Origin of the sequence: Hymenobacter psoromatis (assembly GCA_001596155.1) — a bacterium.
In the GTDB taxonomy this organism is placed as follows: Bacteria; Bacteroidota; Bacteroidia; order Cytophagales; family Hymenobacteraceae; genus Hymenobacter.
This window is the reverse complement of sequence record CP014769.1, coordinates 46328-61066: the sequence shown is the minus strand read 5'-3', so window position 1 is coordinate 61066 and position 14739 is coordinate 46328. Positions and strand designations below refer to the sequence as shown.

The following is a 14739-nucleotide window of genomic DNA, read 5'->3' as shown; positions in this document are numbered from 1 at the left end:
TAAAGGGTGAAAAACTGAAGAGCACGGGGGCCATTACCTTTGCGGGGGCATTAGCAACTCCTGAAGGTCCGGTGCCTGGGCCCCGCGCTACTGGTTGATTTTAGCGATTCTTGCCTTGATTTCTGCCCTTTTTCCCCTGGCAAAGTCCCTTGGGAAAGAGGGCGAGAGCAAGAATAATTGCTTCGCAAATATACTATACGGTGTAGTATATTTACTGGTTGCAGGGCAAAATAAATTATCTTCGCGTTTCCGCGGAAACAAGTCGGTTAAGGGCACTTGGCGCTAATACCGCAGGAAGCCTGATTTTTGCACTGCCCACCAGTAAACCGGACGGATACCCAGGCACCAGACGGTTTAGGTTTTACGCAAAGCGAGTGGTTACCCAAAAGCCCAGTTGCCGACAAATCATCAATTCCTTATTCAGTAAACAAAATGGCCAAACGCGGTGCCGAACTCCGAACCCAGATGCTGTACGCCGCCAAGGCCGTGTTCCTGGAGGTGGGCTTCGAGCGGGCGTCGATGGACCGCATTGCCGCGCACGCCAACACGACCAAACGCACGCTTTACGCCCACTTTGTGCGAAAGGAGGACCTATTCCTGGCCGTCTTCGACCTCGTGCTGGACTTGCAGCTGGACCACTTGCAAGGGCCCGCCGACTATGCCCGCGACCCCGAGCAGGCGCTGGTGCTGTTTTGCGCCCGCTTTCTCGAAACGGTTCTGTCGAGCAAGCCCCTGCGCCTGTGCCGGCTGGCCATCACCGAGGCCGAGCGGTTTCCGCAGGGTGCCGGGCGCTTGCACGAGGCCCTGTTCGAGACCGTGCAGGCGCGCGTGGCGCAGTTCCTGCGCGAACAGCTCGGTATGCAAACCGACGCGAGCCAGCAGCTCGCGCAGGACCTGCTGGGCCAGCTGCTCTACCCGCGTTTTACGCGCGCCCTGTTTGGCGTGGCGGAGCCCGCCGCCACGTGGTCGGAAGAGTTAGGCGCGAGCCCCGCCGTGGACCTGGCACCCATCCGCCGCGCGGTGGCCGCCCTGGTGCCCCTGAAAAACAGCGTCGGTTAGGGCACTGGCTACTGGCTGAAAAGTCAGAAAGAAGCCCTGATTATCCCCCGCGGGGTGATGGGTGCCTTCGTCCGCCGCCCCCACAAAGGAGAGCATCAAAAAGCGTGGGGCAATCAGAATTGTAGCATGGTCTAGATAAAAGTATAACCAGTAACCACTTGAGCTGGAGCAGGAGTGCCCCCCACGTTTTGATGCTCTCAAATTTTACGGGTGAGTTGCCGACGGCAAGTAGATTTCCCAATCAGTTGCTTTTGAGCAGCTTGCCTTATCAATCCCGGTTACTAGCCGCGCTGCGCAGTTGCGCCGCCAAGCAACCACGGCCCTGACTGCGGCGACGCGCAATTCACTTGGCGAATAGCTTTTTATGGTGATTGACGCCCCAGCTGTGCAACTCCAGCATTACCTGTTTCAGCGAATGGGAATAGTCGGTGGCGCGGTATTCAATCAGCACCGGGTAGTCGTCGTGCACCACCCGTTCGACCAGCTTGTGTTCTTCCAGGTCTTTCAACTCCTTGGATAGCACCTTGGGGTTGAGTTTGGGAATACTCCGCTGTATTTCGGTGAACCGCCGGTTGCCCTGCATAATGGAGGTCAAAATCAAGACTTTCCATTTACCGCCGACCACCTCCAGCGCGTCCCGAATCGGGAGCATCTCGCCCAGACAAGCCACGTGCTTCGTTTTTCCCTCTGTTAAAATCATGGCGCTTTAGTTTAGGTAGCTACTTACGTTCGGGTAACTACTTACTTTCGGGAAGTAAAAGTAAGGACCTTTGCCGGACTACCCTACTTAACTCAATCCTCATGAGCCAGCCCCCGGAAGCCGTCCCTACCCCCGCCCCCGAACTCGTTGCCCAGCCGCCCCTGCCCATCGTGGATGCCCGGTTTCCGTGCCGCATCGCCGACGGCGTCTGGCTTATCCCGGACAAGCGCGTGCCCCTGGTGCCCAACATCGGCATCGTGGAGGGCGAGCATACCGTGCTCGTGATTGACTGCGGCCTCACGTCCGAATCGGGCCGCCGCGTGCTCGCCGCCGCGCGGGCCATCGCCGGCCAGCGCCAGCTGGTGCTCACCGTCACCCACGCCCACCCCGAGCACACCTTCGGGGCGCAGGCCTTTAAAGGGCAGGCCAACATCTACTACAATAAGCTCCAGCGCGACTACCTGGCGCGCCGGGGCAGCGACCTGTTGGCCGGCTTCCGCTATATACTGCCACCCGGCGGCGGCGCGCTGCTCGACGACATTCAAATCACGCTGGCCGACGAGGTGTACAAGGGCGACCACGCCGTGCTTGATTTGGGCGGCCGGCAGGTCGAGTTCCGTACCTGGGGCATCGCCCACAGTCCGGGCGACCAGACCATTACCGTTCCCGACCAGGGCATCACCTTCGTGGGCGACCTGATTGAAGAGCGCATGTTTCCCATCGTGCCGTTTTACCCGCCCATGAGCGACGGGGCCGACTTCGACTTGCAGACCTGGGACACGGTGCTGGCCGACATTCAGGCGCAGGGCTCGCGCCTGCTGGTGCCCGGCCACGGCAACCTGGGCGGGCCGGAGTTGGCCGGCGAGATACGCGCTTACCTCCGCGACCTGCGCCAAGTTGCGGCAGCGGCCAAGGGCAGCCAGACCGTGGAGCAGCTCGAACCCGTGGTGCGCCACGAGCGCCCCACCTGGGAGCGCACCGAGTTCATCGCCCCGGCCCTGCGCTACCTCATCGGGGCCTAACCAGTTCTTCACTGCTATATGACTTCCTTTCCTGAAGCCAACCCGGATGCCGGACTCGGCGGCCGCCTGCCGCTGCTGCGCCCCGCGGACCTGACGCCGGAGCAGCTGGCCCTGCACCAGTACCTGCGGGACACCAAGATTGGCACCAAAAAGGCTGACTTTCAGGCGGAGCTGCCCGATGGCCGGCTTCTGGGGCCCTTCAACGCCCTCCTCTACAGCCCGCAGCTGGGACGGGGCTTCCTCGACTGGATAGACGCGGAAAGTCAGCACAGTTCGCTTTCCGCGCCGCTCCGGCAGCTCGTCAGCCTGACGGTGGCCACCGCCTGGCACGCGGCCTACGAGCTGTATGCCCACTCAGCAATGGGGTTGAGCGCGGGCCTGAGCCCGGCGACGATAGAGGCAATCAAGGAGGGTAGGGAGCCGGCGGACCTGGCGGCCCCGGAGGCCGCCGCCTACCGCTTCACCCACGCGCTGGTGACCCGCCAGCAGGTGCCGGACGACCTCTACCAGCAGGCCGTCGCGGCGTTTGGGCCGACCGGGGTCGTCGAGCTGGTTCACTTAATCGGGCATTATCTGGTCACCTCGGCCCTGCTCAATGCCTTTGCCATCGGCGCGCCCAAGCCGTGAGGTACGTGGATTCGGCGCGGCGTAGCTTAGGGCCTAGCTGCTTGAAAGAGGCCCGCCTTTAGGTTGTAGCCGGCCGACTGCGGCCCCAGGTTCAGGTAGTCGCGGGGTAGGTCCTCGGTCTTTACTAGAATTCTTTTTCCTAAAGGGCGGACTTACATGCTAAGTCACCGGCCCGCTGAGATGGTGAAGCAGGCGGCGGTACGGCGGGTCAAGGTGCGCAAGGTTGACGAAGAAGTATCTGCCTAGCCGATTAATGTGTTCGTATCGGTTAGTAGACAGGTGTTTGACGTGAGCTTCCTCGACCGGGTGGCTTCCATTTTTACGAGAAAGGCCGTGCAAAAACTGCGTTCTGCACGGCCTTTCTGTTAGGCATAAACTTGCGTGATGAACTGCGCCGTGGTCGTTGGTTCTCGGCCCAGGAACGCTGCCAGGGTCGAATCCTGGACATCCATCATCCCTTGCGCCACCGCGCTGGCCCACGTCGTGAACATGCCGATGTAAACCTCCGGCACGCCGGCTTGCTGCATTGTAGCTTGAAACTCTTCGACCGGGGGCGACTGATAGCGAACTTCCTTGCCTAAGCTGCGGGAAAGGTCCTGGGCAATGTCCTGGAAAGAAGTCGCCTCGGTATTGGCCAGCACATACGTCTGGTTTTCATGCCCTTCTGTGGTCAATACGTGGGCGGCGGCTTCGGCTAGTTCCTCCCGCAGCACCCAGCTGGCTTTTCCTGCCTGAGCGGGAAACAGGATGACGCCGGTCTCGGCTACCTGGGCTCCCGCGAAGATGGGAATCATCTCCAGGTAGATGCCATTCTGGAGGATGGTGTAGGTCAGGCCACTGTCTTTGAGAAACTGCTCGGTTTCCGCGTGAGAAGTTAGGAAATCAGCGATGGCCGAGTCTTGAAAGCCCGGCTTTGTGACAAATGACGTGTACACCAGGTGCTTCACCTGCGCCGCTTTGGCCGCTTTGATGACGTTCACGTGGTGCGCGGTGCGGTTTTCTACGGCCTCTCTATCGTTGCTGGAAACCAGCAAGAGCGTATCTACCCCTTGAAAGGCCTTCACCAGCGCGTCAACGTTTGTGTAATCGCCGACGCGCAGTTCGATGCCCTGGTCTTGGAGTTTCTGGCCCTTTGCAGCATCTCGCACCAGGGCGGCAATGCGTTGCGGCTCAATGCCTTTCTTCAGTAGATGCTCAATGGCTTTCGTGCCGTATTGACCGGTTGCGCCTGTGACTAAAATCATGTTATTGGGTGGTTAATTGGGTGGAAAATTTGTTGAAATGATGGGGCGCTTTACCGCCTGGTTTTTGGTACCACGCCGCATGGACGAGCGTTTGGGGATTCCTTCTTGCCTTACCCCACAAACGCCTAAAAAGGCAGCTGTTGGGGAGGGGCAACGGAGGAGGCAGCGTTAGGTGGGTGGAGTTTCGTTCGGCGCGGTAGCGGCGGCCAGCAGCGCTTGTAAAGCAGAGTCGGGGCACAGCCGGCCGTCGTACATCACGGCCAACCGCGCTATTTCGCCCTGCGGGTTGCAGCCAATGGCCAGCACGCCCTGCACGGCAGGCCACGCCGCCGCAGCTACCCATTCGGCCCCGCCGCTCTGCCCGGCCGCCGGCAGCGCCGTGGTCCAGCGCGACCCCTGGCCGTAGGGCAGATGCGCCAGCATGGCCGTCAGTAGCCGGCTAATTTCGGCGCGGCCCCGCACGGCCAGGTTCAGCACCTGGTCTTCCCACACGGCGTCGGTGGCCAGCGCCGCCGTGATGGCCGCCACGTCGCCGCGCGGAAACGCATCGTGCAGCCCCGGCCCGGTGCCCGGCCCGCCCAGCGGCTGAACAGGGGTAGGGGCCGGGGCCGGGGGGGTGCGCAATTGCTGGTACAGCGCGCCGGGGAACGTCCGGCCGTTCCAGTAGTCCACCCAGCGCACAATTTTGCCCGCGGCGTCCAGGTCCACGATGCCGAGCGGGCGCACTTCGCTGCCGAACAGTTCGGGCGAGTCCACGAACTCCACCACCACCCGGCGGCCGTGGCCGTAGAGCCGCGTGGGGTAGCTGCGGGCCGTGGCGGGCCACTTGGCCATGTACTCGCTGAAAAACTGACGCTGCGCCGCGAAGCCGTTTAGCTGCTGGCCCAGGGTGGCATCGGTGTAGGTGAGCATAGCGGGCGCAAAAAAGCGCATCGTTTCCGGCAACTGCCGGGCACTTTTGGCCGCGAAATACGCCTGAAAGAACGTCAGCAGCTCGGCGGAGCCATACTGATTATCAATCGCGGGCAGCGAGGAATTTTCCATGCGTGACAATTGGCTTTAGGTACGAGTTTGGTACGGGTAGGGGTAGGTAGGGACAACCACTGGGCCGGCAGGTCGTTGGTGACTAGTCCTTCTTCGGTCAGCCACGGGTTACTTCCAGAACGGCTTCGTCTTGAGACGAGCGGCGGGCCACTGCCACTCGCGTTCAAGCAGCCGGTGCCCGGCTACGCACGTCGCGGCCGGACCGCCCCAGTATAACTGGGCCGAGGATAGTTGGCGAAGGCCCTGGGCTTCGGCCGCCCGCACATACTGCGCGGCCGAGAAGGTAGCCGCCACTTCCACGTGCAATGGTAGGCGGCCGTCCAGGTCTGCAAAGACATCGGCGCGGTGGCGGGCATGGATGACACTGATGACCGGTACGTCGGGCGGCAGCTGCCGGTGCAGCGCGTAGAAGTGCGCCAGGCAGGAAACGTCGCCTAGGAACACGTGCGCGGGGGCCGCGGGGTCGAGCAGAAATTTGCCACCCGGCCCGTGAAAATGCACCGGGTCGCCGGGCCGGCACTGCGCCGCCCACTGCGCGCCCGGCCCATCGGAGAAGGTGCAGACGGCCAGTTCTAACGCTCGCTGGTCAGCATGATACCCCCACACGGAGTAGGTGCGCTTACGCAGGCTGGCAGCCCCCCCCGGCCGCCGCCAAACCGAAGAAGACGTTCAGCGTTTGGCCGGGGGTGTAGGTCCAGTTTTGCAACGCCGGGCCGGTCAGGGTGATGCGGTAGGCGTGGGCCGCAAGCTGCTCGGCCCGCACCACGGTGGCCTGCTGCGTTACCTGCCGGACCAGGGAAGTGAAAATGCTCATCGAAAAACAATCGGGTAAGCCCCCATCAAGTGCCGCCGCTGCCAGGCAGCGGGCCGGTTTACATGATGGTCTTCTCGTGGGCGTAGAGGAAGACCGTCTTCGCGCGGTCCAGGAAGTGCTCCTCGTCGGCCGCAACTACCGTGTTGTAGTGGTCGGAGGTGAACATGGCCGCGGCATCAGCCAGGTTAGCAAACCAGATTTCGGCCACCCCGTCGTAAGGGGCCGTCTTTAAGCCGGGTACGGTCTCCGTAAGGGGATGCAGCTGCACGTAGCGGTACACCTTCGGGGCCCCGGGCTGCGGCTTGGCCAGCATGGGCGTGTGCTTTTCCGTCCAATAACGGAAAAATTCCTCGTGCGTCAGGTCGCTGCGGCGCGTAAGCAGGCAGCTCACTTTCAGGAGGTGGTTGGCAGGCTGAGGTTGGTCGCTCATGGCAATTGGTCGTTAATTAAGTGTTTGATTAAAAAGTACTTACGCTACATGGCCAGCGCCAGCAGGCCCGGCACGTCCAGCGGGTGGGTGTAGATGGTGAGCTTGCCGGCGGCATCCACCGGCCATTGGTCGCGCGGACGGTCCCAGTACAATTCCAGGCCGTTGCCATCAGGGTCGTCCAGGTACAGGGCCTCGCTCACGCCGTGGTCGGCCACCCCGCTGAGCGGATAGCCGGCCTTATTCAGGCGGCGCAGGACCTTTGCCAGCCCGGCTCGGTCCTGATACAGAATAGCGGCGTGAAAGAGGCCCGCGACCCCCTCGTGTTCGGCCGGCCGGCCGCCCCGGCTGTGCCAGGTGTTGAGTCCGATGTGGTGGTGGTAGCCGTCGGCCGACAGGAAAGCCGCCGCCCCCGCGTGCACCATCACCTCGAAGCCTAGCAGGTCGCGGTAAAAAGCCAGCGCTCGGTTGAGGTCAGTTACTTGCAAGTGGATATGGCCGATGCTCGTGCCAGCGGGCACGGTATAGGGAACGGAGGTAGGCTGGGTACTCATGGCCACGAAGTGAAAGGGTTTTGTACTTGCTGTCACGCGCCTTTGCGCCGGCAGTGACTGGAGTCGCTTTGGTTGCTTCAGAAAAGAGCCTTCCCGCTTAACAAACCCAAGTGACGCGTAACATCGAGTGCGGGAAGTGCTGCGTTTTACGTTTAATTAAGTAGTAAAGTTCTGATAATTAATTATTTACACCATTACGCTGTCAATCCCCTTTTGCAAAGCGGTGGGCTGGAACTCGGGCAGCTTCACGCCTTCGGCGCGGGCCACGGTGATGTCGGTGAGCCCCAGGAAGCCAAGCATGAAGCGCAGGTAAGGCGTGGCAAAATCGTAGGGCTGCAGGGGGCCTTCCGAGTAGATGCCGCCGCTGGCCAATGCCAAATACACCTGCTTGCCCGCCGGAATGAGCCCCTCCGGCCCGGTGGCCGTGTAGCGGAACGTGAGGTTGGCCCGCGTCAGGTGGTCGAGCCACGCCTTGAGCGAGGAGGAAATGGTAAAGTTGTAGAACGGCACCGCAATGACCAGGGCATCGGCCGCCATGACTTCCGCAATGGCTTCGTCGGAGTGGCGCACGGCCTGCTGCTGCGCGGGCGAGCGGCCCTCAGCGGGCGCGAAGTAGGCTTGCAGGTGGGCTTCTTCGAGGTGGGGAAACGGGTGGGTGGCTAGGTTGCGCACGACCACCGTGCTGCCCGGATGCGCGGCTTGCAGCTTGTCGATGATGCCCTGGCTGAGGCGCGTGGTGTACGAATTAGCGCCCTGGGCGCTGGAGATGATTTGCAGAATCTGCATGGTCAAAGGAAGATGAAAATGGAAAAAGGAGAACTATGTCCCTGGGCTGCCCGGGTTGCCAAACGCCGCCCGCCAACCAAGCGGCCCAGTTTACTGTTTGGTATGCTGATTACTTAATGGAATCAGCTTGCGGTTTGTTCGGTCCCTCTGGCAACTACAGATTACCAGTCGGTAGCCTGATTACTCGCAGGTAATCAGCCAGTTTAGTCACTTCGCCCTCTCTTCTTCCCTTTCCATGACCAGTTCCGATACCGCTCAATGCTCGCTCACGATGGAAGCCCTGCGCCACGCTTCGCTGTTCGTCAACAGCAAGTGGAAGCTCCAAATCATTGTCGCGCTCTTGGCGGGCACTCGGCATTTTCGCGGTTTGGAGCGTAGTGTGCCGGGCATCTCCACGAAGGTGCTGGCTAAGGAGCTCAAGGACTTGGAAGCGCATCAGTTCATCGCCCGCACAGTCTCCCCCGGCCCTCCCGTAGTGGTGGACTACAGTGTCTTACCGTACGCCCACTCACTCGACCCCGTTATTGCGGTTTTAAAAGAGTGGGGCATACAGCATCAGCGCCATTTAGAAGCCCTCAACGCTACGTTAGTGTCGGAGTAGGTAACGCAAACTAGGGAAGGCCGCAGCTCAAGTTTTCATTGAGAGGGTCATTTTAAGAGTCGCCCCGCCCAGCATAAATCCAGGTTAATTTAACCCAGGCTGACCGACTTTCTCCGTCGTTGTTTTTCGTTCCCACTATTATGCGGGTCCTAAATAAATCCTCGTTTGACTGAACATCCTAATAGGACGGCTTTGCAGCCGTAAGCGGGCGGAAACGGTTCAGGATACTTGTTCAGCAATCAATGTTCAAAAAAGCCTCGCTGCTGGAATTTCTCCAGCACCCCACCCTCGATTGGCAGGATATTCAGCTGGCGAAGAACTACAGCGGAATGCGGGCGACTTCCCAGGCCATGTTTGCCCGCATCTATTTCACGTTCGCGCTGGCGAAACGCTTGGAAGGCACCGGCGTAACGGCCGTGGCCTTCCATCCCGGCTTAATCACCTCCCAGCTGGTGCAGGACGCGCCGTGGTGGCTAAAGGCCCTCACGGTACTCCTAAAGCCGTGGGAGAAAGACACCTGCGACGTCGGGGTATACCTGGCGACGGCCCCGGAGGCGGCGCAAGCCAACGGGGTCTTTTTCGACGACAAAATGCAGGTCGTTCCCTTGAATAATCGGTACGACCCGCTGCTGGGCGAAAAACTGTGGCACCTGAGCGAAGACCTTACCGGGCTACCAAGGGGGTAGCGCCTCCCGGAAAGCACAACATCCACCGGAAGGCCGCCCGCATCGGGGCTGCGCGGCTCCTTACGCCCGCCGAAGCGCCGGGAATTTCAAGATAGAAGAACCATGAACATCGTCGTAACCGGCTCGCTGGGCAACATCAGCCAGCCCCTCACCAAAGAACTCCTGCAAAAAGGCCATGCTGTTACCCTAGTCAGCAGCAAGCCGGAGAAACAACCCGCCATTGAAGCCCTGGGGGCGACGGCGGCCATTGGCTCCATCGAAGACGGGCCGTTTGTGGCCGCCACCTTCGCCGGGGCCGAGGCCGTCTATTGCATGATACCGTTTAACTTGGCAGCGGCTGACCAGGGAGCCTATTTCCGGCAAGTGCGCCAAAACTATCTGCAGGCCATCCAGCAGGCCATCCAGCAGGCCGGCATCAGGCGCGTAGTGCTGCTGAGTGGTTGGACGGCGGGGGTGCTCGGCCCGGCGAGTATCGAAAACGCTTTCAACGAGCTGGCGGGGGTCGGCACTACGCACCTGCGGCCGGCCTATTTTTACAGCAACTTCTACGGGCTGCTCCCGATGATATTAGAGCAGGGCCATATTGCCGCCAACTTTGGGGGCGAAGACTCGATTGTCCTGGTTTCTCCGCTGGACATTGCGGCGGCGGCGGCCGAAGAACTGGAAACCCCGCTGACCGGCCACACCGTGCGCTACGTGGCCAGTGAGGAAATGAGCTGCCAGCAAGCGGCCCGCATCTTGGGCACTGCCATCGGGAAGCCCGATTTGCCCTGGGTGACCATCACGGACCAGCAAATGCAGCAGGGGCTACAACTGGCCGGGCTGCCGCCGCAACTCGCCGCCAGCATCGTGACTATGCAAGCGGGCATTCACAGCGGGGTCGTGCTTGAACAGTACCGCCGCCACCGACCGGTGCTGGGCCAGGTTAAGCTAATCGATTTCGCCCAGGAATTTGCCGCCGCCTACGCCGCCATCGCCCAGAAATAACGCGCTGGGCCGCATATTGCGACGGGCATAGTGGAAATACAGGCCGCTGTACGTACCGGCCTGGTCGATGCCGATTATCACCGCAACCAGTCAGCAGTGCGGAGAAACGTAAAAATGACAAATTTTGCCCAGGAGTTTGCGGCCGTGTACTACCAGTAAGCATATTGTCCGATGTCCTTCAGCCAGCTCTACCGATTCAAAACGATTACGGAATACCACCGGTTGATGGGGCTGCCCCCGCCGGAGCACCCCTTACTCAGCGTGGTGCGGATTGAAGCGGTGCAACCGCCTGTAGTGGCGGGGCCGGTGAGCCTGGTTTTTGAGTTTTATGCCATCTCGTTAAAAAGAGTGTTCAACGCCCGGTTTAAGTACGGGCAGCAAACCTATGATTTTGACGAAGGGGTGATGTTTTTTATGGCACCCGGCCAGGTTTTTGGCATCGAAATAGAAAAAGAAGCCACCCAATTGCCTGCCGGCTGGATGGTGCTGGTTCATCCCGATTTCCTCTGGAAAACATCGCTGAGCCAGAAAATCCGGCAGTACGAATTCTTTGCTTATTCGGTCCATGAGGCTTTATTCCTGTCGGCGAAAGAAGAAGCAACCGTTACCCAGCTGATGCACTACATCGAGCAGGAGTACCACGCCAACATCGACCCGTTCAGCCAAAACATCATCATCTCCCATTTGGAAGCGTTGCTCCATTACGCCGAGCGGTTCTACCAGCGCCAATTTATCACCCGCCGAGTAGCCAACCACCAGCTTCTCAATCGGTTGGAAGAATTACTAGCTGCCTATTTTATTGGCAACGACCTCAGTCAAAAAGGCTTGCCCACGGTCGGTTACGTGGCCGAAGCCCTCCACGTATCGGCCGATTATTTGAGCGGAATGCTCAAGGTGCTGACCGGCCTAACCACACAGCAGCACATCCACGAACACTTGCTGCAACGGGCCAAGGAAAAGCTTTCCACCACGGAGCTTTCCGTCGGCGAAATTGCGTATCAACTGGGGTTTGAGCACGCGCCCTCGTTTAGTCGCTTATTTAAAAGCAAAACCAACCTGTCACCGCTGGCCTTTCGGCAGTCCTTTAATTGAGTGTGGGGTTCTCGTTACAACGGGATACTGTTGGCGAATTCATTTTGGGGCAAAATGCTATTTCCAGAGGCATGTTAAACGCTTCCTCTGATGCGTCTGCACCTCCAACTCATGCCCCAGCAGTAGCTAATAATAATCTCCCATCAGGGTGCCGCTCACGGCTGTTTTTTGAAGGGCCACACTGCACTTCTTACAGCGCGCGCATCCTGAACACGACGTTTCCTAATTGGAACGGCCTGGCGCAGGTCCGTCGCCAGTTGACCCTAACGGTGGCGGCGAATCGGATGACGGAACACCTAGCCGACCCCGGTAAGCCTCTGCGAGGCCAGCGGGTGCGGGGGCTGGCGGGTGGGTAGCCCCCGCACCCGCGGAGAGGGTCCCCGCGCAGCGCTCCTGCTAAATACTGCATCTTTGACCCCTTACAATTCCCCGATTTTTCCGATGAGGTACGCTTACGCCCTAGGTCTGCTGGGCCTACTGGCTGCCCCTGCCCTGGCCCAAACCCCCACGCCACCTCCGCCCGGCCAGCTCGTGGGGCCCTACCGCGCCTCGGCGACCAAGGTCAACGACCTGGTACATACCAAGCTGGCGGTGAAATTTGACTACGCCAAGCGCTACCTCTACGGCCAGGAGTGGGTGACGCTCCGGCCCCACGGCTACCCCACCGATTCGCTGCGGCTCGATGCACAGGGCATGGACATCCAGGTGGTGGCCCTGCTGGAAGGCACCCGGCAAATCCCGCTCCAGTACACGTACACCGACCAGAACAACCTCTACGTCAGCCTGGGGCGCAGCTTTAAGCCCGGCGAGGCCTATACCGTGTACCTCGACTACGTGGCCAAGCCCGACGAGCTGAAGGCGAAGGGCTCGGCCGCCATCACCGATGCTAAGGGCTTGTACTTTATTAATCCCGACAGCGCGGTGGCGGGTAAGCCGGTGCAAATCTGGACCCAGGGCGAGACGCAAAGCGCGTCGGCCTGGTTTCCGACCATCGACCGGCCCAACCAAAAATCGACCGAAGAAATTGCGATGACCGTACCCAGTAAGTACGTGACGCTTAGCAACGGTCGCCTGGTGAGCCAGGTGCCCGCCGGCCCCGGCCTGCGCACCGATACCTGGCAAATGGACCTGCCCCACGCGCCCTACCTGTTCATGATGGCCGTCGGCGACTTCAAAATCTACAAAGACACCTGGCGCGGCAAGGAGGTCACTTATTACCTCGAATCCAAGTACGCGCCCTTCGCCAAGCAGATTTTCGGCAACACGCCCGATATGCTGGAGTTTTTCAGCAACCGCCTGGGCGTGGCGTTTCCGTGGAATAAATACGCCCAGATTGTGGTGCGCGACTACGTGAGCGGCGCGATGGAGAACACCACCGCTACCCTGCACGGCGAGCAGGTGCAGCTGGATGCCCGGGAACTGCTCGACCGCGAGTACCCAGGCGAGTCGGTGATTGCGCACGAGCTGTTTCACCAGTGGTTCGGCGACTACGTGACGGCCGAATCGTGGTCCAACATCACGGTCAACGAGTCAATGGCCGACTTTTCGGAGGGGCTCTACGCCGAGCACAAGTACGGCCGCGAGGCCGCCGACTACCATACCTACGCCAATCTGCGCCGCTACCTCGCCAACCCCACTGGGGCGGCCAAGGACCTCGTGCGCTTCCATTACGCCACCAAGGAAGACGTGTTCGACGTGGTGACTTACCAGAAGGGCGGGGCCGTGGTGGATATGCTGCGCACGTACCTGGGCGACGACGTATTCTTTGGCGGCTTGCAGAAATACCTGAAAGACAACGCCCTGGGCACCGGCGAGGCCCACCAGCTGCGCCTGGCGATGGAGGCCGCGTCGGGCCAGGACCTGAACTGGTTCTTCAACCAGTGGTACTTCGGGGCCGGCCACCCGCTCGTCACCATCGACTACGCCTGGGACGCGGCCCGCCGGGTGCAGCGCGTTACCCTGACGCAGACCCAGCCGGGCGAGCCGTTCCGGCTGCCGCTGGCCATCGACTACTATGTGAACGGCAAAGTCCAGCGCCAGCGCGTGCTGCTGACCCAGGCCAGCCAGACGTTTGAGATGCCCCTGGCGGCCGCGCCGGCCCTGGTGAACGTGGATGCCGAGAAGAAGCTGGTGTGGCTGAAAACCGACCACAAGCCCTTTAGCGCCTACGCCTACCAGTACGCCCACGCGCCGCTGTACGTGGACCGCCGCGAGGCCCTGGCCGCCGCCCAAGCCGCCCAGGCGAAGGACCCCGCCGCCCGCGCCCTGCTGCTGGGGGCCCTGAACGACAAGTTCTACGACCTGCGCCGAGCTGCCGCCCAAAGCCTCGACCTGAAAAACAACGCCGTGGCCAGCGCCGCCGCGCCCACCCTGCGCAAGCGGCTCGCCACCGAGCAGAATCCCGCCGTGCAAACCGCCCTTTTGGGGGCCCTGGGCCAGCTCAAGGACAAGCGTGACGCGGGCGTTTTCACCCGGTACCTGGCCGGTACCCGTTCCTACGCCGTGCAGGGCGCAGCCTTGCAAGCCCTGGCCGAAGTAGCGCCCCCGCAGGCCCTGGCCAAAGCCCAGGCCCTGGAGGGCGACGACCACGCCGCCCTGACCCAGGCCGTGGTGGCCACCTACGCCGTGGCCGGCGGCGGGGCCCAGTGGCCTTACATCCGCGAGAAATTCGACGCGGCCCCCATTTCCGCGAAGGTGGGCCTGCTGCCGGGCCTGGCTGCCATGCTGCCGCGCCTGAGCGAGCCCAAACTGTTCGCCGAAGACGTGGCCCGCCTCCAGGCCATCGGCATCCAGTACAAGTCGCAGGGCGCCGACCACGTCATCATCGGCCTGCTACAAAATAGCCTGAAGGAAAATGCCCACAGCGCCGATGTCCCCGAAAACCGCCAAACCCTGGCACGCGCCATCCAGCAAATTTAGCAAGCAAAATAGGCAGTGAAAAATTAAGAGTTAAAAAGGCCGCTAGTGAGCTTCCAGCGGCCTTTTTAACTTCTAAACTTGTTTCTGCATAAGAAATCAGTTGTTTTCTTCGCAGTACTTGGAGCGAGAAACGGCGGTAGCTCCAAAAAGGAGCGGCTACTGACTTGGCCAAGCAGA

16 protein-coding genes are annotated in these 14739 nt (G+C 60.9%); 8 read left to right on the top strand and 8 right to left on the bottom strand.

What is annotated here, in order from left to right:
• Positions 1-432 precede the first annotated feature (432 nt).
• Complete coding sequence (locus A0257_22620; protein AMR25488.1) at positions 433-1059, top strand: hypothetical protein; 627 nt, start codon at positions 433-435, stop codon at positions 1057-1059.
• Positions 1060-1402: 343 nt separating this feature from the next.
• Here A0257_22620 and A0257_22615 read toward each other — a convergent pair whose 3' ends face one another.
• The gene (locus A0257_22615) at positions 1403-1759 is read right to left on the bottom strand and encodes an HxlR family transcriptional regulator (GenBank protein AMR25487.1); all 357 of its coding nucleotides are present in this window, start codon (positions 1757-1759) and stop codon (positions 1403-1405) included.
• 194 nt (positions 1760-1953) lie between these two features.
• Here A0257_22615 and A0257_22610 point away from each other — a divergent pair, with 194 nt between their 5' ends.
• Both A0257_22610 and A0257_22605 read left to right on the top strand, forming a co-directional pair.
• Entirely contained in the window at positions 1954-2781 is an 828-nt protein-coding gene (locus A0257_22610; protein AMR25610.1) for an MBL fold metallo-hydrolase, read from the top strand.
• 18 nt (positions 2782-2799) lie between these two features.
• Positions 2800-3408, top strand: a complete 609-nt coding sequence (locus A0257_22605; GenBank protein AMR25486.1) for a hypothetical protein — start codon at positions 2800-2802, stop codon at positions 3406-3408.
• Between the two features lie 365 nt (positions 3409-3773).
• Here A0257_22605 and A0257_22600 read toward each other — a convergent pair whose 3' ends face one another.
• The 7 genes from A0257_22600 to A0257_22570 form a co-directional block, all read right to left on the bottom strand.
• Positions 3774-4652, bottom strand: coding sequence for an NAD(P)-dependent oxidoreductase (locus tag A0257_22600; protein AMR25485.1), 879 nt, complete (start codon positions 4650-4652; stop codon positions 3774-3776).
• 168 nt (positions 4653-4820) lie between these two features.
• Positions 4821-5696, bottom strand: coding sequence for a hypothetical protein (locus tag A0257_22595; GenBank protein AMR25484.1), 876 nt, complete (start codon positions 5694-5696; stop codon positions 4821-4823).
• A 108-nt stretch (positions 5697-5804) separates the two neighbouring features.
• Positions 5805-6302 carry a hypothetical protein gene (locus A0257_22590; protein ID AMR25483.1) on the bottom strand — a complete coding sequence of 166 codons (498 nt, stop codon included), beginning with the start codon at positions 6300-6302 and terminating at the stop codon, positions 5805-5807.
• 13 nt (positions 6303-6315) lie between these two features.
• A complete protein-coding gene (locus A0257_22585; protein AMR25482.1) occupies positions 6316-6510 on the bottom strand; it encodes a hypothetical protein in 195 nt (64 codons plus the stop codon).
• A gap of 58 nt (positions 6511-6568) precedes the next feature.
• Positions 6569-6940 (bottom strand): hypothetical protein, encoded by a 372-nt coding sequence (locus A0257_22580; GenBank protein ID AMR25481.1) that lies wholly within the window; start codon positions 6938-6940, stop codon positions 6569-6571.
• Positions 6941-6984: 44 nt separating this feature from the next.
• Positions 6985-7491: a glyoxalase gene (locus tag A0257_22575; protein ID AMR25480.1), complete on the bottom strand. Its 507-nt coding sequence runs from the start codon at positions 7489-7491 to the stop codon at positions 6985-6987.
• Between the two features lie 186 nt (positions 7492-7677).
• A complete protein-coding gene (locus A0257_22570) occupies positions 7678-8277 on the bottom strand; it encodes an FMN-dependent NADH-azoreductase (GenBank protein AMR25479.1) in 600 nt (199 codons plus the stop codon).
• A gap of 235 nt (positions 8278-8512) precedes the next feature.
• Between A0257_22570 and A0257_22565 the strand changes: the two genes are divergently transcribed.
• The 5 genes from A0257_22565 (at position 8513) to A0257_22545 (ending at position 14562) form a co-directional block, all read left to right on the top strand.
• A complete protein-coding gene (locus A0257_22565; protein ID AMR25478.1) occupies positions 8513-8878 on the top strand; it encodes a hypothetical protein in 366 nt (121 codons plus the stop codon).
• 242 nt (positions 8879-9120) lie between these two features.
• Positions 9121-9564 carry a hypothetical protein gene (locus A0257_22560; protein AMR25477.1) on the top strand — a complete coding sequence of 148 codons (444 nt, stop codon included), beginning with the start codon at positions 9121-9123 and terminating at the stop codon, positions 9562-9564.
• A 102-nt stretch (positions 9565-9666) separates the two neighbouring features.
• Entirely contained in the window at positions 9667-10551 is an 885-nt protein-coding gene (locus A0257_22555) for an NAD-dependent dehydratase (GenBank protein ID AMR25476.1), read from the top strand.
• Positions 10552-10722: 171 nt separating this feature from the next.
• Entirely contained in the window at positions 10723-11643 is a 921-nt protein-coding gene (locus tag A0257_22550; GenBank protein ID AMR25475.1) for an AraC family transcriptional regulator, read from the top strand.
• A gap of 441 nt (positions 11644-12084) precedes the next feature.
• A complete protein-coding gene (locus tag A0257_22545) occupies positions 12085-14562 on the top strand; it encodes a peptidase M1 (protein AMR25474.1) in 2478 nt (825 codons plus the stop codon).
• The last annotated feature ends 177 nt before the right edge of the window (positions 14563-14739 follow it).

Coding starts and splice junctions, on each gene's coding strand:
- A0257_22595 (AMR25484.1), bottom strand. CDS start 5,696: ATGGAAAATTCCTCGCTGCCCGCGATTGATAATCAGTATGGCTCCGCC.
- A0257_22555 (AMR25476.1), top strand. CDS start 9,667: ATGAACATCGTCGTAACCGGCTCGCTGGGCAACATCAGCCAGCCCCTC.
- A0257_22605 (AMR25486.1), top strand. CDS start 2,800: ATGACTTCCTTTCCTGAAGCCAACCCGGATGCCGGACTCGGCGGCCGC.
- A0257_22615 (AMR25487.1), bottom strand. CDS start 1,759: ATGATTTTAACAGAGGGAAAAACGAAGCACGTGGCTTGTCTGGGCGAG.
- A0257_22585 (AMR25482.1), bottom strand. CDS start 6,510: ATGAGCATTTTCACTTCCCTGGTCCGGCAGGTAACGCAGCAGGCCACC.
- A0257_22570 (AMR25479.1), bottom strand. CDS start 8,277: ATGCAGATTCTGCAAATCATCTCCAGCGCCCAGGGCGCTAATTCGTAC.
- A0257_22600 (AMR25485.1), bottom strand. CDS start 4,652: ATGATTTTAGTCACAGGCGCAACCGGTCAATACGGCACGAAAGCCATT.
- A0257_22545 (AMR25474.1), top strand. CDS start 12,085: ATGAGGTACGCTTACGCCCTAGGTCTGCTGGGCCTACTGGCTGCCCCT.
- A0257_22560 (AMR25477.1), top strand. CDS start 9,121: ATGTTCAAAAAAGCCTCGCTGCTGGAATTTCTCCAGCACCCCACCCTC.
- A0257_22550 (AMR25475.1), top strand. CDS start 10,723: ATGTCCTTCAGCCAGCTCTACCGATTCAAAACGATTACGGAATACCAC.
- A0257_22620 (AMR25488.1), top strand. CDS start 433: ATGGCCAAACGCGGTGCCGAACTCCGAACCCAGATGCTGTACGCCGCC.
- A0257_22580 (AMR25481.1), bottom strand. CDS start 6,940: ATGAGCGACCAACCTCAGCCTGCCAACCACCTCCTGAAAGTGAGCTGC.
- A0257_22565 (AMR25478.1), top strand. CDS start 8,513: ATGACCAGTTCCGATACCGCTCAATGCTCGCTCACGATGGAAGCCCTG.
- A0257_22575 (AMR25480.1), bottom strand. CDS start 7,491: ATGAGTACCCAGCCTACCTCCGTTCCCTATACCGTGCCCGCTGGCACG.